The following is a 20,785-nucleotide window of genomic DNA, read 5'->3' as shown; positions in this document are numbered from 1 at the left end:
ATCGATGATAGTCGTTTACACGGATTCGTATACCTGTGTTTGCAGCTCAACAAGAGTCTTTTCAGTCGACTTCGGCGACATCGCGCCCATCGTCAGGTCATCTGATTACGTCTGATATCAGGCAACAGGCCTGCAAGTGGATCAGTTTTGAAGATGCTAGTTTGGGCCGATTTTCCCGACGAAAAACTTGCTTCAATCCTGACCATACGGCTCTACACGACTAAGCAATGTCTGAAAAGCCATCATTCATATCTGTTCGGCGGTGCTGTGTACAGAAGCGACTAGCACGAGTCCCGTTGTAGTCAGCTCAACGGTCTCGTATGAGCTCGCATAACAATTGGAATACGGGACACCTTGCAAGCAATCTTAGCCCGGGACCCCTGCAGAGTTCTGAGACAAATTTATCAGCAGGTTGGAAGATGGGAACGTTGGCCGCAGGAATCGCACTCAACTATTCCTCACTCTTATGCCAGAGTTATGTTTCTCCACGGGTACGCAAGATAGACCTATTCTTCGACGCGCTCGACCTTACCGACAAGGAACACATATGACAGCACACCAACGATGGTGACTGCGGCCATGTAGACGAACGCCGGGGCAAAGTCGATGTCGGTGACGAGGAAGCCGATGACGACCGGGGTCGCGATCGATGACAGGTTGCCGATGAAGTTGAACATGCCTCCTGTCAGACCCAAGAGTCGTTCCGGTGCCAACGCGGATACCAACGACCAAGTGATCGAGGCGAAACCGTTACCGAAGAACGCAATCGACATGAAGACGATGACCAAAGCCGACGAGTCCATGTAGTTGGCGCCGAGCATGAACACTGTCATCGCCAGGCCGATGATGATCGGCAGCTTCCGGGCCGTACCCAGCGATAGCCCCTTTTTCACCATGAGATCGGAGACCCACCCGGAGAGAAGCACACCGACGAGCGCGGCGATGAACGGCAGAGAGGCCATGAAGCCCGACTCGATGTAGTCCATTCCGCGATAGTCAACGAGGTAGGTCGGGAACCAGGTGAGGAAGAACCACAGCGTCGAGGTCAGGCAGAACTGGCCGAGATAGATGCCCCAGAGCTTTCGCCGCGAGAGCACGACCTTCACGTCCGACCACTTGAGCTTCGGCTTGGTCTCCTTCGAGGCACCTGATTCGACGTCGACCAATCCCCCGCCTGAGGCAATGAGGTCGATCTCGGCTTGGTTGACTCCCGATTTGTCTCGCGGCTCGCGGTAGACGAACCACCAGATCGCTGCCCAGATGATGCCGACGACACCGGTGAGAATGAACACCCAGTGCCAGGTGAGCACCGTCTGCAGCCACGACAGCACAGGGGTGAGCAGCGCGAGACCGATGAACTGGCCCGAGGTGTAGAAGGCGATCACTCGACCGCGTTCACGCTCAGGGAACCACGCGGTAGCGACCTTGTTGTTGATGGGATAGGCGGGCGCTTCGAACCCACCGACCATGAGCCTGAGGATGATGAGGGCGACAAATCCGCCGGACATTCCCATGAACAGTGTCGCCAACGACCACAGCACCAGGCACGAGACATAGAGCACGCGTGGTCGCACGCGGTCGACGAGCCACCCGCCGGGCAACTGCATTGCGGCATAGGTCCAGCCGATCGCAGAGAGCAGCAGTCCCTGCTGTCGTATGGTGAGGTCGAACTCCTGGGAGAGTGCCGGCATCGCGATGGACAGGTTGGCCCGGTCCATGTAGTTGATGACGACGGTGATGAAGAGCAGAACCGCGATGATGTAGCGGATCCGTGTGGGACGAGTGGTGACTGCAGTGTCGAGTTTCGTCATGACGTCGGGTTTCCGGTTTCTGTTGGGCTGCTGGTCACCCGTATCGGAGCCCGCAGCAGGAGCAGGTAGGCGATTCCCGCAATTACTGCGACGACGGCGCCCAGGAGGAAGGGAACGAGGTATGAGTCTGTGGTCGTCACCAAGACTCCAGTGAGCCAAGGCGAGAGTGAACCAGCGAAGTAGCCGCCGAAGTTCTGGATAGATCCCAGCGAGGCGACGCGACTACCGGTGACCACATCGGCGGGGATCGACCACCCTACGGCGCTCAGTGCTCCGCAGAAGAACAGTGCGAGGCTCATCGCCGAAAGTTGGAGAACAAAGTGGCCGGTAGTGAATCCGACCAAGACTGAGCATACGGCGAGTACGCCGCCATAGATTGCAGCGATCTGTCGTTTGCAGACTAGAGGAGCTAACTGGTCTCGCATCCGCGAATACTTCGTGGTGAACCAGCCGCCGAGGATACCGCCGATGCCTCCGACCGCGAATGGAATCGCCGTGTACCACCCCAGTGCGGCATCGGCCACAGAGTAGATGTCATTGAGCATCAGGGGCAGAAAGGTCACGAAGATATTCAGTGTCCACACGACGGCGACGAATCCCAACACCATCGCCCAAGTTTGGGTCTTGGTGAAGAGCGTCAACCAAGGGATGTGACCAGTCGGGGCATTGTCGTCTTCTTCTCGAGCTCGGATGTGCTCAAGTTCAGCCGCCGAGACCCTCCGGTCGTGCTCCGGGGAACGGTAGAAGACCCAGAAGCCCACGGCGACGATGACACCGAGCAGGCCAAGGATAACGAACATCGCGCGCCATCCGAACCCGAGGATGAGGAATGTGAGGATCGGCGGAGCGACGGCAGGACCCCATTTGCTCCCGGAATCGTAGACTCCGGCCGCCGCACCGCGCTCCCTGGGCGGGAACCACTCGGAGACGATTTTCGCCGAGGTGGGAGACACCGGTGCCTCGAAGACGCCCAAAAGGATGCGCGAGACCATGAAGTGCCACATGTGGTGACCGAATGCCATGAGGGAGGTGGCGATGGACCAGAAGCCCAATGCGATGACGTAGACCGGCTTCGCTCCGAGGCGGTCGGTCAGCCATCCTCCGGGCAGCTGGAAGAACGCATACGTCAGTGAGAATGCGGTTCCCAATAGTCCGATGTCGGCGGCAGTGAGGCCGAGTTCGTCGATCATGTGCGGTGCCGCGATCGACAGTGACGACCGATCCATATAGTTGATCATCATGGCTGCGAGCAGCCATCCGAGAATCCACCATCTAGCACGCCCCGGTGACTTGCCCCGGTCCCCTTCGGGCAACACAGTTGTCTCTGGATTCGTCATTGAATGTCCTTGTCTTCCTCTGTGCTCTCAGTTCACCATTCCGCAAAGGAGCCGTCGGTGTGGCGCCAGATCGGGTTGCGCCACCGATGTCCTTCAGCGGAACGTTCGATAACGTACTCTTCGTTGACCTCGATGCCGAGACCCGGTCCAAACGGGATGTCAATCATGCCGTCGTCGTAGTTGAACACCGACGGGTCGGTGACATAGTCGAGCAGGTCGTTGCTCGTGTTGTAGTGGATGCCCAGGCTCTGCTCCTGGATGAAGGCGTTGTAGCTGCCGGCATCGACCTGCAAGCAGGAGGCGAGAGCGATCGGCCCCAGAGGGCAGTGCAGGGCGAGCGCCACATCGTAGGCTTCGGCCATCATCGCGATCTTCCGCGTCTCGGTGATGCCGCCTGCGTGGGAGACATCGGGTTGGATGATGTCGACTGCACCGGAGGCGATCACCTCACGGAAGTCCCACCGGGAGAAGAGCCTCTCCCCCAGCGCGATCGGCGTCGGCGTGTTCGCCATGACGTCGCGAAGTGAGCCGAAGTGTTCGGAGAGCACCGGTTCTTCGATGAAGAGCAGGCGATAGGGTTCGAGTTCCTTGATGAGGACCTTGGCCATTGGTTTGTGAACGCGACCGTGGAAGTCGACGCCGATGCCGAAGTCCTCACCGGTGGCCTCCCGGATCGCCTGGACGTTCTCGATGACCTGGTCGGCCTTGGTATAGGAGTCGATGAACTGCAGTTCCTCGGTGGCGTTCATTTTCACGGCGGTGAATCCGCGGTTCTTCGTCTCGAGTGCGGCGGCCGCGGTGTCGCCTGGGCGGTCTCCGCCGATCCACGAGTACGTGCGGATTCGGTCCCGGACCTTCCCGCCGAGCAGCTGATGCACAGGCTGGCCGAGCGCCTTGCCCTTGATGTCCCACAGTGCCTGATCGATTCCGGAGATCGCACTCATGAGAATGGGACCACCGCGGTAGAAGCCACCGCGGTACATGATCGTCCACAGGTCCTCGATGTTCGCAGGATCCTTGCCGATGAGCAGGTCGGAGAGCTCATCAACGGCGGCGGCGACGGTTGCTGCCTTGCCTTCGATGATGGGTTCGCCCCATCCCACGATTCCTTCATCGGTTTCGATCTTGAGGAACAGCCACCGAGGCGGCACTGTGTACGTCGTCATCGACGTGATCTTCATGTCTCTGGCCTTTCGTTCGGGTGTGCTCGTTGGTGTATCGGTGTTCAGTTGGTGTGCGCCCACGCCGAGGCGATCGCCTCGGCCCGCACGTGTACGTCATCGGGGCGGTCGCCTCGGCGATAGAGGGAGGACCCCAGGCCCAGGCCCGCGGCTCCGGCGTTGCGCCATTCGGCGGCATTGTCGGCGCCGACACCGCCGACGGGGAAGAGTTCGGTGCCGGTTGGCAGCACCTCGTTCCAAGCTTTGAGGCCGCTGATGCCGACCGCCGAAGAAGGGAAGAGCTTGACCCTGGTGGCACCGGCCTTGATCGCAGCGAAGGCCTCGGTCGGGGTCGCGGCTCCCGGGTAGGGGGTGAGACCCATCCCGAGCGCGGTCTGGATGACTTCAGTGTCGGTGTCGGGTGCGACGATGATGCGGGCTCCAGCTCGCTTGCAGTCGCGAACCTGATTGGCCGTGAGCACGGTGCCGGCACCGATCTCCACGTCGTTGCCGAAGCGTTCGACCAATGCGGCGATCGAGTCGAGAGGGTCGGGTGAGTTGAGCGGAACCTCGATGGCGGAGAACCCGGCGGCGACGATGCCTTCGGCGATGTCGAGGACTTCGTCGGAGCGGACACCGCGGAGGATGGCGATGAGGCCGGAGGGGACAGTGTCAGGCATGTGTGTTCTCCTTGGTCGAGACGAGGCCGGATTGTACGGCGATGCGGAAGAGACCGGTGGCGGCCGCACGTGGATTCGCGGCCACCGCGGGCCTGCCGGCCCGGTCGAGGGCACGGAGGTAACGCTGGGTCAGCTCGGCGGCACCGCAGACAAGGACCGGGGCGGCGGAAACGGGGGTGGAGACCAATTGACCGGTCACCTCGGCGCCAATGATCATTCCCGAGAGATAATCGTTGACCTCTTCAGCACGCAGGCGACCGTCGAGTGCCCAGGTTCGCGCGGTGAACAGGTAGGAGGTGAGTGCTGCCGGATCCTCGGCACCGACCTGCAGCCCCCAATCGAAGGCTTCGGAGTGGAAGCTCTCGGTGGGTTCGGCCAGGCGGGCGAGGATCGACGAGGTGCTGAGCAGGCCGAAGAGCTCTCCGCTCATCGAGGTGGAGAAATCGGTGATGCGTGTTGGCTCGCAGCTCACCCATTTGGTGTGGGTCCCCGGCAGGACCACCGTGTTCGGTTCGTTCCCTTCGGCGGTGAGCAGCCCGAGCAGTTGGGTTTCCTCGCCCCGGATGACATCGGGTGCGGTCGTGACGGTCGCGGTCTTCTGCAGGCCGGGGACGATGTGCATCGTCCCGATGGACAGTTCCACGCTTGTCAGCTGCCCACCCAGAGCGTTGAGGTCGGTCGGCAGCTCACAGTATCCGGCCTCGACGATGCCCTGGGTCGACCCGATCATGCCGCAGGCGATGATGGGCAGCTGGCCATAGGTGGTGAGCCAGTCGCCGGTGGCCGCCTGCGCGATGCGTGAGAAGTCGCCTCGCGGGTCGGTACTGTGCGCACTCACGGCCATGATTCCATCGGTTCCGCCGCGTTCGGCGAGGATGTCACCGTGGTTGCCGAGGAGGAAGGCTCGCAGCGAACTCGTTCCCCAGTCGAGGCCGATCATCGACGGGGCCTCAGATGTTGCGGTTTCTGCCATAGGAGCCACTATGAGCAGTCGATCCATTATGTGCCACCAGCGTCCCTATATGTGGGATTGATGCCATACTGGTGGGATGACCGAGGACTCTGGAACTGTTGACGGCGCGGCAATTCCCCAAGGCACACAGACCCTGGCCAAAGGCCTGCAGATCGTCAGTGCCGTCGCCCACGGGTCGACGACGCTCAAGACCATCGTCGAGACGACCGGCATCGGTCGATCGAGCGCGCACAGGATGATCCAGCTGCTGGTGCACATGGGCTACCTTCGCCATGGCGCACCTGGGGAATTCCGACTCGGCCCCACTCTCATCGAGTACGGTTTCACCGCACTCAATCAGGACCCGCTGCCAGTAGTCGCCAGGGAGAGTCTCGAAGCGCTTGCCGAACGGACGCAGGACACCATCCACCTGTCGGTCGAGGACGGCGAGTCAGTCCTCTACCTGCACAAGATCCCGGGCAGACGGGGTGCGGAGATGCGATCGCGCATCGGCCACCGTATGCCGATGACCCGCACGGGTGTTGGGAAGGCACTGCTGTTGGGGCAGGAGGATCGGTGGGAGAGGATCTTTCTTGCTGAGAATCTCGACGCCGACTCCGCCACAGTGGACGCCTTCGTCACACGGATGCACCGTTACACGCGCGACGGAGCGTCGCTCGATCTGGAAGAGAACGAGCCTGGGATCCGGTGCGTGGCCGCGCCGATCCGCGATGGCAGCGGGGACATCGTCGCCGGCGTCTCCCTATCGGCGACCCGCCCCTATATGCCGAAGGATCGCATGCAGGCTCTCGTTCCAGTGATGAAGGCTGCTGCGCGGGAGATCTCGGTGAGGTTGGGGTATCAGCAGGGGTAGGTGACTGTTGAGTTGAAGCCCCGTTGACATGTTCTGTCCGCATCGCACTCTCGGGCCGAGTGAATTAGCCTTCCTCCAACGATGCGAGGATGCGTTCAGCCGGCCGTAGGTGATCGGAGAGAATCCGCTTAAACTCGACTTCGTCGAAACTGCGCCACGCTTCTATCATCGCGACGTGATGCTCGTCGTACTTCTTTATGAGATCAGGAAAGCGCATCCCGGTCTCGATGCTCACTCGTTGTTGCCTCGATCTGAGGAACTCATAGGTCTCAGACAGTACGGAGTTTCCCGCAGCGCTGACGATCGAATAGTGGAACATCCAATCCGTCTGAGATGCAGTTACTCGCAGTTCTGGGTCGAGGGGCGACTCATGTTGGGCAGTAGTGGTTCGCAACCGATCTTCCAACGCGGAGAGAGCTTTGTCAGTCACCGGAATCTTGGTCTCGCAAAGTAGTTCAATGCTTCGCCCCTCGATCAGTCGGCGCACTTCATAGACTTCGATAAGCTCTTCCGCCCCGATGCCTCTGACTTGTGCTCCGTGGCGAGGGGTAAGAGTGATGTACTTCTCTGCTGCGAGTTGGTTAAAGGCCTCGCGCACCGGGGTCCGAGAAACACCAACAGCTTCGCAGACTGTCGACTCCTCGATGTAATCGTGACCGTGGTAGACACCGGACACAATGGCATTTCGGACCCAGTCGAATGCAAGCGAACGCGCCAGCGGCCTCTTTGCCTCCAACAGGTGTCTCCCTTCGTTCGCACCATCTCGCAATTAGTCTTGATCGATTCTAAGCCCTTGGGCGAACTCTCTGTTATTGCGAGTTCACCTGGGCAAACTCACTTCTCCTCTTCTTCTGCGCCTCCGGGTCTGGTACTGGCGCAGAGAGAACGAGTCGACGTGTGTACTCGTGCTCGGAACTATTAAGGACATCTGTCGCGTTTCCGAATTCAACGAGACGACCAGCCCTGAGTACTGCGATGCGGTCGGCGAGTTCTTCCACCACTCCAAGATCATGGGTGATGAACAAACACGAGAACCCAAGTTCACTCTGCAGTTCTTTGAAGAGATCGAGAACCGTCGCCTGTACCGAAACATCGAGGGCTGATGTCGGCTCATCCGCAATGAGCAGACGAGGTGAGAGGACGAGGGCTCGGGCAATACCAATGCGTTGGCGTTGCCCACCCGACAGCTCGTGTGGGTACCGCTCCCCCCATGAGCTGGGCACTCGGACTCTTTCAAGCATCTCTTCCACTCGTCGACGAACGTCCGATGCACTTAGCTTTGTGTGAAGCTTCAGTGGCTTCGCGACGATCTCCCCAAGTGTCTGCCTCGGGTTGAGCGACGAAGCAGGATCTTGGAACACCATGCTGAATTCGTTCCGTTTGGGCCTGAGCTTCCGTGAAGACATTGAGGTGATATCTGTTCCACACACCGACACGCTACCGGCGCTTGGCTTCAGCAATCCCATTGCACAGCGACCGAGTGTGGACTTCCCGGAGCCTGATTCTCCGACCAGGCCGACAACTTCGCCTTGGCGCACTTCGATCGAGACATCCTCGACAGCTTTGAAATCGTCGGACCCGGCCCTGCCAGAGTAGGTGATCTCGACTTTGTTGAAACTCAATACGGTCGGTTCGGGGACCGCACCTGCGGAGCGGCTCACTTGTGCAGATTGCGGCGGTTCCTCGTTTTGAGTCTTTCCTAGGTGAGGTACCGAGTTGAGGAGGTTCTGAGTGTATTCTGCTTTCGGCGCAGCAAAAAGATCTCCCACTAGAGCTTCCTCCACAATTCGGCCATCGCGCATGACAATGACTCGATCCGCGAGGTCGGCAACCACGCCCATATCGTGGGTGATGAACAGAACCGATGCGTTCAACCTTGCGCCGAGGTCTCGAAGCAATTCGAGAATTTCGGCCTGCACAGTGACGTCGAGGGCGGTTGTTGGCTCATCCGCGATAAGGAGATCCGGGTCGCAGCTGACTGCCATGGCAATGACAATTCGTTGCAATTGTCCCCCGGACAGCTGGTGAGGATAGTGATTGATCCTACGTTCGGGCTCGGGAAGCCTCACCAGATAAAGGAGTTCGAGAGCTCGGCGCTGAGCATCTTTTTTACTCATTCGACTGTGAGCGCGAATAGCCTCGACGATCTGTTCACCAATCGTGTACACCGGATCCAGTGCAGTCATCGGTTCCTGGAAGATCATCGCGATCTTCTGGCCCCGAAGCTGCCGCAGTTGGTCGGGGCTGAGTTCGAGAAGATTCTCTCCGTCGAATTCAATCCTCCCCTGCACCCGAGCATTGGGCGGAAGCAGACCAAGAATAGCCATCGAGGACACGGACTTGCCGGATCCGGATTCGCCCACAATCGCGAGCACCTCACCACGATTGATCGCATACGACACGTTGTCGACTGCCGCCGATCCCTTACCTGACATCTCGAAGTTGACTGAGAGGTCGTCCACCTTCAAAAGAGGTGCACGTACCGAGCTTCCTGTCTCCTCAGGCATTTTGTCTCCGTGGAATCACTTCGAACCTGCGGTTATGCAGCCCAGGATTGAGCGAACGCGTGCGGGCGACAAGATCAATATCGATGTCCACCGTCCCGAATGAGTTCCCTGTTCCCAAGTCGGTCAATTGCAGACCCATCGGATCGAAGGCGGCAGAACGACCTATGGATCGTTCTCCGGCTTCCCCACTTCCGACGATGAAGAAGCTATTCTCGATGGCTCTCGCTCTCAGCAGGGTCAGCCAGTGCTCTTCTTTAAGCGCACCCTTGACCCATGCAGTGGGGATCGTCACCAGTAGGCTTCCCTGATCCGCCAGGACTCGGAATATCTCAGGAAATCGCAGATCGTAGCAGGTTGCCAGACCGATCCGTACTCCGTCGACATCAATGGTGACAGGTTCGACAGGGCCGGCGAGCACTTTGTCCGACTCTTTGTCGGAGAATGCGTCATAAAGATGGATCTTGTCGTAGGTGGCGACGATTTCGCCCCCGGACGCGACAAAGAGTGTGTTCTTCACCTTAGTCTCATCTCCAGGAGTAAACGCACCGGCGACGATTGTCACCCCGGTCTCGGATGAAGCTTCTGCGAGCGCACTGCCGAAACTTCCGTCGGGTTCTTCGACTCGTCCGACCAGTGATTCGTGTTTGTCTGGGAGCCGGATCATCGCCGCCTCCGGGCAGACCATCAGCGTCGCTCCTTCTGCTGCTGCACGGTGAGCATCGTTGACAATGTGCGCGGTGTTCTCAGCAATCGTCGGACTCGATGCGAATTGTGAAATTGCAACCTTCATGTCATCTCTCCTTTCAGTTAGTCGCCGTATTGCGGTCATATTCCCGGACGTACTCGGCGCAGAATCCCATCACTCGGCGAATCCATTCCGCTCCGGTGGCTTCATTGGCAACGCTGACGTCTCCGGTGACTCCGTTCTTGCTCACTTCGGAGAAGTCCCAGTAGACGGTGCCCGGCACGGAGTAGTCTCCGATTTTCGCGTCTGCATAGCTCGTCGGTGTCCAACCGGACCCGCTGCTCAAGCCGCCCGATTCCGCCTTCGACATGTTGACCTGTTCCGGGAAGATTGCAAGCATCGCCGACAACTCGGGTTCAGCGCCGTGCCCGTAGACTTCTGATGCGTCGTCGTAGACGTCTCGCATCAAGCCGTATCCCAATTGCCATGGGTAGACATGACCTATGAGGACGTCGAGATCCCGTCGACAGTCGACGGCTGCGCCCGAAACTGGGCCTACGTTTCCACCATTGTTGTCGACGAGGACGATTCGTTTGAAACCGGACTGCACGAGCGATTCAATGATGTCTCTTACTACCGCTTTCAGGGTCTCGGCGCTAAGGGAGAGATTTCCTGCGAACCCGCGGAAAGTCGGTGAATGGCCGTAGTGCAAAGCCGGCGCCACAAGTGTGTCGACCTCACTATCGGTAAGCTCCGCAATTTTGTAAGCGGCCCATTCGGCAACGATGGAGTCTTCATGCACCGGAAGATGCGGACCGTGCTGTTCGATGGCACCAATGGGTACGAGTACGACTGGATTACGTTCTGCGGCTTCGGCCACCTCGGTCCAGCTCAAGCGGCCCAGGCTCTTGGAGTCGTCAATCATGTGAGTTCCTTTCAATTGGTGGTCGTGTGTTGGATATTGATGGTCAGCGAGCGAAAGCACGCCGAGGATCGAGAACGTCCCTGAGTCCGTCACCAAGAACATTGACTGCGAGGACGATTGCGATGAGCAGCAGGGACGGGTAAATCAGCATCGTCGGCTGCACCTCGAGGAAGTCGCGGCCGGAAGAAATCATCGTGCCAAGGGAGGCGAGAGGCGGTTGAGCGCCTAGGCCCAGGAAGCTCAGTCCCGCTTCTACTTGGATTGCGAAGCTGAGGCTCAAGCTTGCTTGCACAATCACTGTTGACATTACGTTCGGTAGGACTGTCCGAGAGATGATGCTTGCAGTCGAAGTACCGTTGACGCGTTCGGCGTCGACGTACTGAGCGGATCTGATCGCTACGGATTGCGCGTAGACGACCCGGGTGAATCGGGGAACATAGAGGACCCCGATGACTAGGACGACGTTAATGAGGTCTGGCCCGAGGATGGCTACAGCTGCGATGGCCAAGATGACGGCCGGAAAGCTGAGGAGTATGTCCGACCCTCTCATGATGATTGTCGAAGTCCATCCACCGAGGAATCCTGCCAACAGCCCGAGACCGACCCCTGCAAGCAGAGCGATGATGACTGCTCCGACAGCGACGAGCATTGATGTGCGGGTTGCGATGATCAAACGTGCGAGGACATCTCTTCCGAAGTCATCAGTACCGAGTAGGCCGTCCTGAGACAGTGGAATGCCGACCTGCTCCCGGTAGGTAATCGGATAGATCAACGGCCCGATGAGAACGACCAGGACGATAATGATGAAGAAGGCTCCGCTGATGCATGTGCGAGGATTCTTGACGAGACGACGGACGATTCCCCGGGAAACCGGACCGGTCTTTTCCACGATCTCTGTAGAGGCGAGTGCGAGATTATCGGCCATTTCAGAAGCTCTCCGTTCTCGGATCGAGAAGACGAATGACGAGGTCGGCGACCAGGTTGACTATGATGACGAAGACCGATGCGCTGAGTACGACGGCTTGGATGACGGGATAGTCGCGGTCGGTCACTGCCTGCATGAGCATGGAACTCATCCCTGGCCAGCCGAATATGGTTTCAATGAGAACTGTCGAACCGATGAGCGTGGCTAGCTCAACGCTGGTGATCGACACGACCGGCACCAACGCATTTCTTAAGGCGTGGTAGGTGATGACTTTGCGCTCGATCACGCCTTTTGCCCTGACGGTGCGCACAAAGTCCGCGCTGAGCGTTTCCAACATCGCCGATCGAGTCATTCTCATGATCACCGCCGTCGACGTCGCGGCGAGGGCGAGGACAGGAAGAATGATGAGCTGGAGGTGCCCAAGCGGGTCTGAAAAGAAGCCCACATATCTCTGTGGGGGCAGAATCGGCAGCCACACCGAAAACACCAGCAGCAGCAACGTACCGGTAACGAAAACGGGAAGTGATATGCCAAGAACTGATCCGCCGGTGATGATGTGATCAAGTGCACGGTCATTCCGAATGGCCGCAATCCGCCCGAGAACCACTCCCACGACGATCGAAACAAGAATCGCGAGGACGATGATTTCGAGAGAGTTGCCGAATCGAACGATCAGATCCGCAGCTACTGGTCGACCGCTGATCAGCGATACTCCCAAGTCTCCTGTCAGGAGATTTTTCCAATAGTTGAAGAACTGTATCGGGAACGCTTCGTCCAGGCCCATGGTCGACCGCATAGCCGCCACTTGATCATCTGTGGCGTTCTCCCCGAGCACCGCTCGAGCTGCGTCTCCCGGAATCAGACGGATGAGCAGGAACACGATCGTTGCAACGATGACGAGTTGGATTGCTGCCAAGCCGATTCTTCTGATTACGAAGTTGGTCATCGCTCTTCCTCCAGCCAAACTCCACGCAGGCTGACCTGCGTCCACGCTCCCTTTGGTGGATGTGAGAAGCCGCGCACGTATTTGTGGGAAGCTTCGCCTTGGATCCGACGGAGCGTATACGTCAGCGGCATCTCCTCGAGCACTCGCTTCTCGACTTCCATGAAGAGTTCGTTGGAAAGACTGGTGTTCTTCGATCGCCTAGCCTCCGCGAGGAGATCGTCGGTTCGTTTGTCGTTGAAGTCCATGAACTTAGCCCACCGACTGCCTGAAGCTACAAGCTCGCTCAGGGCAGCCGGGTGACCGAATTTCAAAGAGGTTCCCCATGCAAAGCTCGGATAAGTCTTCGCTTCCACCGTCTCCTGGAAGGAGAGCCATTCTTGGCGAGTCAATCGTGGGTTAACCACGGAAGCCTGGAGGGAGGGCAACATCGCTTCGGCCGGCCTCGAAATCACCGAGTAGCTGCTTGTCGTGATGATGCTCAGGTCAAGGTCCTCCCGACCAGCCTTTCGAAGGAGATGCGAAGCACGTTCAGGGTCGTATTCGACCGTGCCTTCAAGCTGTGAAGCATATGGCGCGACCTCTTCAGGGACGAGGCCACCGGTGATCGGTCGACCGTGCCCCAGGTAGGCAGTTTCAAGCGCAGCTTCACGATCAATGCTGTAGGAGACGGCTTGCCTGACTCGTTTGTCATCGAACGGAGGCTTGGTGGTAACGAAGCCGAGTACACCGAAACCGAAGACGCTATCCGAGTAGACCTCGAGTTGGGGATTGTTCTCGATCACATCAACGTGAGTCGATGGAATGTAGTCGATCATGTCTACCGTCGCCGTGCGCAAGGCGGTCACTCGTGCGTAATCGTCTTCCATGGGGGTGAATTCGATGGCATTCAGGTGTGGCAACCCCGGGACAAAGTAGTCGTCGAATCGTTCAATGACGATGCTGACTCCGGGCACCCTTTCGACGAAGGTGAACGGCCCTGTCCCCATCACCTCCAGCAATGGGTCAGCACCCGACTCGATCCACGCTTTCGAAATGACGTTTGCGCATGGGTCGGCAAGTGCGAAGGGAAAGGCTGTATCTGGTTCTCTGAGAGAGAAGACGATGGTGTCAGAGCCCGATTTGTCGACATGCTCAACTGAGCGGAAGAGAGGCGCGGCAGTTGAAGATGTGTCAGAATCCATGATTCTGCGCATGGAAAACACCACGTCGTCAGCATCCATGGTGGAACCATCGTGGAAGCGGACATCGCCACGGATCTTCACTCGGTACGTCTTGTCATCTGTCCAGCCGTGGTCCAAAGCGAGGTCTGTGACGATCTCACCGTCCGGATCGTATTGGAGGAGACCGTTGTACAGCATCTGGCGAATCACGTCTGAGGCCGCACCTGAACTGACATGGGGCTCGAAGTTCACCGGCTCCGTCGAGAGACCGTAATGAAGGACTCCGCCTTGATTCGGCTCCCCGTCACCGGCGCTGATGTCGTTCCATGATTCTGGATAGTTGGTGACTGCACCACATCCTGCAAGGGCAAGTCCCATGCTTGCTGTCCCTGCTGCAGTGAGTATCTTTCGTCGGGTAAGGAATTCTCTAGTCATTGAGACTCCGTCGTAGGCTTCGTTGCACTGCGAATACGTCGAGTATACATGGCGCATTCTTGGAAGATCAATAGCTTTTTTGGGTCACCTTTGTCCCAGCAAGAGACTTGCTTTCATGTCTGCAAGAATCAGACTGAACTTCATCGGTGTCGTCGTTGCCTACCTTCTTCACAATCGACAATCTGAGAGCTCCAGTGACGGGCCCGCGATCCTCAGGCGAAACAGCACTCGATTGACAAACCGTCGTCAAAGCACGCCGCTCACTGATCGGAGGCCACCCTCGGGAAGGGTGCGAAGGAGACAACGAGGCTCCTGTAACGGGCTACGGGCGCAGCGAGAGAAGTTTCGAACATTTTGCGCAACGGAGTGAGACCTGAAGTCCCCGGCTCAAGAGCAAGGGTCTGTTCGTTTCTCAAGTTTCAGGGCTTCCAACAAGCCCGAATAGATCCAATCAGTACCGGCCAATTAGGGACGATCAAGTGCGAGACTCGTTGGGAAGCGTGTATCGGGATCGCTCCAGTGTGTGCTGGATGGCCGCACTTTGGGCAACCGAGTCGTAGCTGAAGGAGTTCCCGATGTTCTCAAGAATTTCAGCGAGCAAAGTTCCCTGAGGTGTCGACGCTAATATAGAGGTCTCCTCGGTAGGCGCCCGGCCCAGTCCTCGGGGCAATAGACGTCAATCCTCGTGTCGACGATGCGCTCCGGCAGTGGAAGATATTTCTCATCGAATGCATCAGCTGAACTGCCGGCCGGCCTCGTAGACTTTGACGCTGCCATCCGGGGTTCCCCGCAGCAGAAGGTAGAGGTAGTACTCATCGCCGCTGCCGGCATCCGGAGTCGTCACCCCGCAGACAGTATCTCCGGCCCGGATCTCGTTCCGTGCGGACAGATACTGCATGGTCTTGCCGTTGCCGAAGTAGTACTCCCCGCCTCCGTAGTCACCATCCTCGTAGGGCTGGATGAGCTCGCAGGTCTCGACTTTCACGCCTTTGGGGAACTGTTCGGATCGGACCGTCGGCGGGTTCGAGGTCTGACCGTCGCCGAGGATGTCATCGAGCGAGGACATCATTTCGGGGGTCGCCGATTTGCTCGCCTCGTCGTCGTTGCCGGCGGCGACCGCCTCGGCGAATTTCTGCACCTCGGCCACAGCCGACGTACGAACGTCACCGGAGGGCACGTGGTAGACGGTGTCCTGGTGAGCGAAGGACTTCCCGTCCCAGCGGTAGAGGACATCGGCATTCGCGGACTTCTCGCACGCGGTGCATCCGTCATCACCGTAGACGCCGATTCCACCGACGTTGAGCTCCAGATACTGCCCCATCGGGCTGATCGAGTTGAAGTAGGGCTTGGGAGCGTATCCGGAGATGTCTGCCGAATTGCCACGATCTTCGACGTCATCCCAGAGCTCGATTGAGTCGAGCAACTTGAGGTCCTCATCGTAGAGCCCGATCGACGGGTAGATGTTGGTGCCCCCGCCATTGCAGCTGATTTCGACGGCAGTCACGGCCTTCGTGCCCATCCGAGTCGTCGTGAACTCCTCCATAGCGATACCGGAGTAGTGTCCGTCGTCGGCACTGGCCTCACCGTCGGAGAAGTCCACCTCGTGCTCGGGCTTCGGGTCCAGCGGGCCGTCACCGAGGTAGTAGTCCTCGTAGGCCAGCCCAAATTCCACGCATCCCGGCGGTGTCGACAGCTTCGCATTCTTGAACGCATCTGCGCCCGGGAACTGCGCGATCGCGCCGCCGTCGCCGAGGTTGTAGCCGGGATCGGCCTTGACGGTGTCGACGTCGCTGGAATCGGCGAAGTCGAAGACCTCGAGGACACCGTCCGACATGATCATCAGATGCGTCCCCGAGACGGTGAAGCTGTCGAGTTCGGCATCGACCCGCCACAGCTCCTGTCCCGAATCGCCGGCCATACCGTGGACACCTGCATCGTCGGCGATGACGAGCACATCGTCCTCGATCGTCCAATTCGGTCGCAGCCGAGGCTCACCGAGGCCGGTCGCCGTCGCCGCCTTCTCATCGAGTTCGGACTTCCACAGCACGGAATCGGCATCGACGGCGATGACCGCCTTGCCGTCCGAGACCACCCAGGGACCGTCGTCACCGGCACCGACCATTCGCACGGTCGCCTTGGGGTCGACGCTCACGTCGGGGTAGGTGCTGCCGGACAGCGAGCTGAGTTTGCCGTCGTCATTGACGGTGACCGGCACCGCCTCGGTGGCCGGGTCGCTCACCTCGGTGGTGGCTGAATCGTCATTGTCCGTATCGTCGGATGATCCGTCCGCCTTCGAGCCGTTCGAGTCCTCGCCCGGCTTGAGGGTGACTTCGCCGTCTTTCAATCTGATCGTGCGGTCGCCGCAGACCGCGGAGTCAGCAGTCCACGTGCAGTCGACGGGTGTGCCGTCGAGCTTCGGGCCGGAATCCTTCGAATCCTCGTCGCCGGAATCCTCCGCGGCCGCCTCGGGGTCCTCGTCGACGAGGTCGGCTGGTTCTGGTTCCGTCACGTCGGCGTGCGGGACCGGGGCCATCCATGTCGGCTGCAGGGTCTCCTCGTGGAGAGCCATGATCACCGACGTTCGGGGGCCGACGACGCGGACGAGCTGCTGGTCATCGTCGGTGTCATCGCCTGCCTGCAGCTGAGTCAGCTGAGCGTTGCGGCCGACGTCGGCGAGGTCGACGGCCGCCTTCTGGCTGGGTGCTTTGTCATAGTTGGAGCCGGAGAGGAAACGGGCTCCGAAGAATCCGCCGGTCACCGCGAGGACGAGGACGAGCCCAGCACCGATTCCGAGCATCCAGTTCCGTTTGTTGTAGTTCCGATTCGGTTGTGGGGGTAAGGACCCTGCGGGTCCGTCTGCTGCCTGCTGGTGGGCGTAATCGTAATACTGTGCCGTGCTCTGTTGCCAGCCTGAGGTCCATCCACGCCGCGCGAGCGCCTTCTGAATGCCTGGATCCTGGTTCGCGGCGAGCCAGGCCAGCAGCTCCGGATCTGTGTTCGGATGGGCGGCGATCCCAGAAAGCAGGTCCGGTCGGGTTCCCGCGATCCTCCGCAGGTCGGATGCGGAAGCATCGGCTGAACGGATGACGTCGATGTCGGGGTCTCTGCCAGGACCAAGCTTCTCACCCATACAACAGATGTTATCAGCGAAGATCAGCGACAACTCTGGCTTCGTGGCACTTCTTCATCATTGGAAAGGTGGCCTGGGAACACTGTTCGATCAATCTGGCTCATCCTCCGCCTCCGCGAACAGCAATCAGTCTTTGTCTCCGACGGCACGATCCCGGATCGGCGGCAGCGCGGCCACTCGTACATCGGGCACGAACACAGCGATCGCGCGGTTTCGCATGAGGGGCTCTTGACTATGACGCGGCGTCATAGTCTTCAATGAGATCTCCAGCCACCACAGAACCTCGGGAGACCTGATGAATATTGTCATCTTCGCCGTCGAAGCGTGCCTGATACTGGCCCTTGTCGGTGTCATCGCCTGGCGACAGGTCAGAGGACAGTACACAGACGCACGCTCGATCTGGAAAGCACCGCTTATCCTGACTGTGGTGGGGTTGACGATGCTGCCGGCGACCGCCGTAGGGTTCCGCGCGATCGATGCCCTCCTGCTGGCAATCGAAGTGGTGGTGTGTGTGCTCATCGGACTCGGAATGGGTAAGCTCACGTCGACTTCCGTCGCCTCTGCCCACGATCGGCGCGGTCGCAATATAGTGATCCGCACCGGCTGGCTGGGCGCAGCGCTCTGGGTCGTGTTCGTTGCCGTCCGTCTGATGCTGCGACCAGTCGCCTTGACCATGCACGCCGAATTCGTCACCTCAGTCGGCGTCACTCTTCTTCTGGTCGCGATTGCACGGGCGACGACGGCGCTCATCGTCCGTCCGCAGATCGAGCGGGCAGTGCCCCTGAGCGAAACCTCGGCGAAAGGAGCCGCGCAATCGTGAACACGTCTGGATGGAGCACCGCTGAAGTGGCCAGACTCGCCGGTGTCAGTGCCCGCGCGGTCCGCTACTACCACGAGGTCGGGATCCTGGAGAGGCCGCGACGCCTGGCCAACGGATACAAGTCCTACGATGTCTCCCACCTGATCAGACTCCTGCGGGTGAGACGCCTGACCAGCCTCGGACTCACCCTGGAGCAGATCCGTGCCCTCGACTCTCACGACATCGATGTCGACGATGTCTTCGAGTCATTGAAAAACGACATCTCTGCACGAATCGGAGAACTCCAGGACGTCCTGCGGAATCTGCGCGGGGTCCTGAGCGGGGAGATCCACGGCGGTCTTCCACCGGGGTTCGACCCCGCTGACATCGGTGCGCGAATGACTGACCGCGACGAAGCAGCACTGGCCGTCTTGGACACGATGCTGCCGGAAGAGAAGCGTGCAGGGTTGCGGCGGTGGCTGGCGGAGTCCAGCGACTCGGCAGCCGACGATGAGTTCGAGGCTCTCTCCGAGAATGCCGGAGAGGACTACCGTGCCGAGCTTGCGAACCGGATGCTCCCCGCCGCGCGTGCCGCAGCGCGAAACCGCGATAGAACTCGTTTCTCCGGCCCAGGATCATCTCGTGACATCGGCATCGCGCTCAGGGGCATCTACAACCCAGCCCAGATGGACGTGCTGACCCGGGTGGCGACGCTTCTCGAGGGCGAGACCGAGGGCGAAACCGAAGAATCGGAGTCCGAGACTTGACTGCTCGCAGCCGACACGCACCAGTCGGTGCACATGGCAATCAGCCGGGCCGGACCGGTAGTCAGCCGGGCTGGCCCGAGTTCGGCATCGGCCTCGCTGTGCTCCTGGCACTTGAGCTCGGACTGGCTCGTATCGCCTTCACCGCCGGCCTGTCCCCCGTGGCTCTCGGGATCTTCATGACCGCGCTCTCGGCCATCGTGGCCGGAGGCGGCTTCGCGGCCGCATTCGCCCTGAGACTGCGCCGCGGTGCACCCTTCGGATTCGTGAAGACAACCCGGAGATGGATCATGATCGCAGCCGCCGGCGGCGTGCTTGCCACGGTGCTCAAGATTCCCGCGACGATGGCATTCACGGCACTGTTCGGCGAGACTGCGAGCACGCAGGACAGCTGGTCATCTGCCGCCCAAGGCGGCATTGTCGCTGTGGCGGCCTCGTTCCTGTTCCTGGGGATCTTGACACCGATCGCGGAGGAGATGTTCTTCCGTGGCGTCATCACCACCGTGCTCCTCCGTTATGGCAGTATCGTCGGAGTCCTTGGCAGCACAGTCGTCTTCGCGCTTCTGCACGGCGAGCCGATTCTGATGGTCTCGGCTGTTCTCGTCGGCCTGCCTGCCGGTGAACTGCGCCGACGAACCGGCTCTATCTGGCCAGGGGTGGCGCTGCATATCGTCTTCGACCTGCTCTCGAGCATCGGGCTGTTCATTTTGCTCCCCTTGCTTGGAGGCTAGAGGCCCGATCGTGCACCCGCCGGCCCTGCATCGCCTGAGCTCAGATGACATCTCCTACCCGACGAACTCCCGGATCGCCGGCAGCTCCCGGCGCGATTGCGACAGTCCCATGCGGTGGGCGGCGGCCAGGCGGGAGAGGCTGCGGGTGCCGTTGTCGACCGGCATGAGTTCCGGGGCGAAGACGTGTGCCTTGCCCTCGGATTCGAGGGCGAAGATCCGTTCTCGAGTCTCGTTGTAGCGTTTCCACCGCGTCAGCAGCGCCTCCCCGAGAGCCGGGTATCGGCGGAAGATGCTGCGGTAGATCGTGGGGAACCGTTGGGGCAGCTTCGTATACGACCGTTCTTGGGTGAGCACGATGACGAACTTCTCGAACCCCTCTCGCTGAGCCTGGCTGAGAGCGATTCCCCCGTCCTCCCCCATCGCGCCGTCGACGTAGACGTGCCCGTCGAGGTGCACCGGCGGCATGAGGCCCGGCATCGTCGACGACGCACGGACTCGGACCATGAGGTCATCGATGTGCGGTGTGTCCTTCTTCGACCACACGACCTCGTCTCCGGACTGGGCGTCGAAGGCGATGATGCGCATGTCTCCGGTGCTCGATCGGAACGACTCCCAGTCGAACGGCAGCGCCTCCTCGGGGCCGCCCGCCTGCTGGTAGATGTACTCGGCATTGAACATGCCCTGTCCGCGGGCGAAGGAGCGCAGTCCGCCGAACTGCTCGTCGGCGGCGAATTCGACGAAGGACCGACGTGCCCTGCGGGCATCACCGGAGAGGTAATTCACCATGTTCGAGGCCCCGGCGCTGATGCCGGCGACCCAGTCGAAATTCAGTCCGGCCTGCAGCAGGGTCACGACCATCGCACTTGTCAGCGAGGCGCGCATCCCCCCGCCTTCGAAGATGAGTGCGGTATCGCTGATCCGTGACTTTCCCGTCGCCTGCTCCCCGTTCGCCATACCAATCATC

18 protein-coding genes are annotated in these 20,785 nt (G+C 59.8%); 4 read left to right on the top strand and 14 right to left on the bottom strand.

All coding sequences use genetic code 11. From position 1 onward, the window contains the following. Nucleotides 1–506 precede the first annotated feature (506 nt). Genes HK401_RS19175 through HK401_RS19155 form a run of 5 tightly spaced genes read right to left on the bottom strand, consistent with a single transcriptional unit; the run spans nt 507 to nt 5,961 of the window. Nucleotides 507–1,811, bottom strand: a complete 1,305-nt coding sequence (locus HK401_RS19175; RefSeq protein ID WP_181276262.1) for an MFS transporter — start codon at nt 1,809–1,811, stop codon at nt 507–509. Next, a complete protein-coding gene (locus tag HK401_RS19170; protein ID WP_181276261.1) occupies nt 1,808–3,148 on the bottom strand; it encodes an MFS transporter in 1,341 nt (446 codons plus the stop codon). The genes HK401_RS19175 and HK401_RS19170 overlap by 4 nt, the downstream gene beginning before the upstream one ends. A gap of 32 nt (nt 3,149–3,180) precedes the next feature. Beyond that, nucleotides 3,181–4,329 carry a galactonate dehydratase gene (dgoD, locus tag HK401_RS19165; protein WP_181276260.1) on the bottom strand — a complete coding sequence of 383 codons (1,149 nt, stop codon included), beginning with the start codon at nt 4,327–4,329 and terminating at the stop codon, nt 3,181–3,183. 44 nt (nt 4,330–4,373) lie between these two features. Continuing rightward, nucleotides 4,374–4,988: a 2-dehydro-3-deoxy-6-phosphogalactonate aldolase gene (locus tag HK401_RS19160; protein ID WP_181276259.1), complete on the bottom strand. Its 615-nt coding sequence runs from the start codon at nt 4,986–4,988 to the stop codon at nt 4,374–4,376. After that, nucleotides 4,981–5,961 (bottom strand): 2-dehydro-3-deoxygalactonokinase, encoded by a 981-nt coding sequence (locus HK401_RS19155; RefSeq protein WP_181276258.1) that lies wholly within the window; start codon nt 5,959–5,961, stop codon nt 4,981–4,983. The genes HK401_RS19160 and HK401_RS19155 overlap by 8 nt, the downstream gene beginning before the upstream one ends. Before the next feature lie 76 nt (nt 5,962–6,037). On the opposite strand from HK401_RS19155, the gene HK401_RS19150 reads away from it, so the two are divergent. Continuing rightward, complete coding sequence (locus HK401_RS19150) at nt 6,038–6,814, top strand: IclR family transcriptional regulator (protein WP_181276257.1); 777 nt, start codon at nt 6,038–6,040, stop codon at nt 6,812–6,814. 64 nt (nt 6,815–6,878) lie between these two features. Here HK401_RS19150 and HK401_RS19145 read toward each other — a convergent pair whose 3' ends face one another. The 8 genes from HK401_RS19145 to HK401_RS19110 form a co-directional block, all read right to left on the bottom strand. Next, nucleotides 6,879–7,550, bottom strand: a complete 672-nt coding sequence (locus tag HK401_RS19145) for a GntR family transcriptional regulator (protein ID WP_181276256.1) — start codon at nt 7,548–7,550, stop codon at nt 6,879–6,881. A 73-nt stretch (nt 7,551–7,623) separates the two neighbouring features. Continuing rightward, nucleotides 7,624–9,321: an ABC transporter ATP-binding protein gene (locus tag HK401_RS19140; protein WP_181276255.1), complete on the bottom strand. Its 1,698-nt coding sequence runs from the start codon at nt 9,319–9,321 to the stop codon at nt 7,624–7,626. Beyond that, entirely contained in the window at nt 9,314–10,111 is a 798-nt protein-coding gene (locus HK401_RS19135) for a carbon-nitrogen hydrolase family protein (protein ID WP_181276254.1), read from the bottom strand. Before HK401_RS19135 ends, HK401_RS19140 begins: the two co-directional genes overlap by 8 nt. 13 nt (nt 10,112–10,124) lie before the next feature. Continuing rightward, nucleotides 10,125–10,931 carry a creatininase family protein gene (locus HK401_RS19130; RefSeq protein ID WP_181276253.1) on the bottom strand — a complete coding sequence of 269 codons (807 nt, stop codon included), beginning with the start codon at nt 10,929–10,931 and terminating at the stop codon, nt 10,125–10,127. A 43-nt stretch (nt 10,932–10,974) separates the two neighbouring features. After that, on the bottom strand, nt 10,975–11,856 hold the full coding sequence (locus tag HK401_RS19125) for an ABC transporter permease (RefSeq protein WP_181276252.1): 882 nt from the start codon (nt 11,854–11,856) through the stop codon (nt 10,975–10,977). Between the two features lies 1 nt (nt 11,857). Further along, the gene (locus HK401_RS19120; protein ID WP_181276251.1) at nt 11,858–12,802 is read right to left on the bottom strand and encodes an ABC transporter permease; all 945 of its coding nucleotides are present in this window, start codon (nt 12,800–12,802) and stop codon (nt 11,858–11,860) included. Beyond that, the gene (locus HK401_RS19115) at nt 12,799–14,340 is read right to left on the bottom strand and encodes an ABC transporter substrate-binding protein (RefSeq protein WP_219922088.1); all 1,542 of its coding nucleotides are present in this window, start codon (nt 14,338–14,340) and stop codon (nt 12,799–12,801) included. The genes HK401_RS19120 and HK401_RS19115 overlap by 4 nt, the downstream gene beginning before the upstream one ends. Nucleotides 14,341–15,130: 790 nt before the next feature. Further along, complete coding sequence (locus tag HK401_RS19110; RefSeq protein ID WP_181276249.1) at nt 15,131–17,527, bottom strand: variant leucine-rich repeat-containing protein; 2,397 nt, start codon at nt 17,525–17,527, stop codon at nt 15,131–15,133. A gap of 295 nt (nt 17,528–17,822) precedes the next feature. Between HK401_RS19110 and HK401_RS19105 the strand changes: the two genes are divergently transcribed. From HK401_RS19105 to HK401_RS19095, 3 genes are all read left to right on the top strand, one after another. Continuing rightward, nucleotides 17,823–18,347: a hypothetical protein gene (locus HK401_RS19105; protein WP_181276248.1), complete on the top strand. Its 525-nt coding sequence runs from the start codon at nt 17,823–17,825 to the stop codon at nt 18,345–18,347. Continuing rightward, nucleotides 18,344–19,093 (top strand): MerR family transcriptional regulator, encoded by a 750-nt coding sequence (locus tag HK401_RS19100; protein WP_181276247.1) that lies wholly within the window; start codon nt 18,344–18,346, stop codon nt 19,091–19,093. Before HK401_RS19105 ends, HK401_RS19100 begins: the two co-directional genes overlap by 4 nt. Before the next feature lie 287 nt (nt 19,094–19,380). Continuing rightward, nucleotides 19,381–19,821: a CPBP family intramembrane glutamic endopeptidase gene (locus tag HK401_RS19095; RefSeq protein ID WP_181276246.1), complete on the top strand. Its 441-nt coding sequence runs from the start codon at nt 19,381–19,383 to the stop codon at nt 19,819–19,821. A 54-nt stretch (nt 19,822–19,875) separates the two neighbouring features. Here the strand turns inward: HK401_RS19095 and HK401_RS19090 are convergent, their stop codons facing one another. Beyond that, complete coding sequence (locus tag HK401_RS19090) at nt 19,876–20,775, bottom strand: patatin-like phospholipase family protein (RefSeq protein WP_181276245.1); 900 nt, start codon at nt 20,773–20,775, stop codon at nt 19,876–19,878. Between the last annotated feature and the right edge of the window lie 10 nt (nt 20,776–20,785).

It is taken from the genome of Brevibacterium oceani (genome assembly GCF_013623835.1).
Taxonomy (GTDB): Bacteria; Actinomycetota; Actinomycetes; order Actinomycetales; family Brevibacteriaceae; genus Brevibacterium; species Brevibacterium oceani.
The sequence above is the reverse complement of the archived record's forward strand: the minus strand, read 5'-3'. Positions and strand labels throughout refer to the sequence as shown.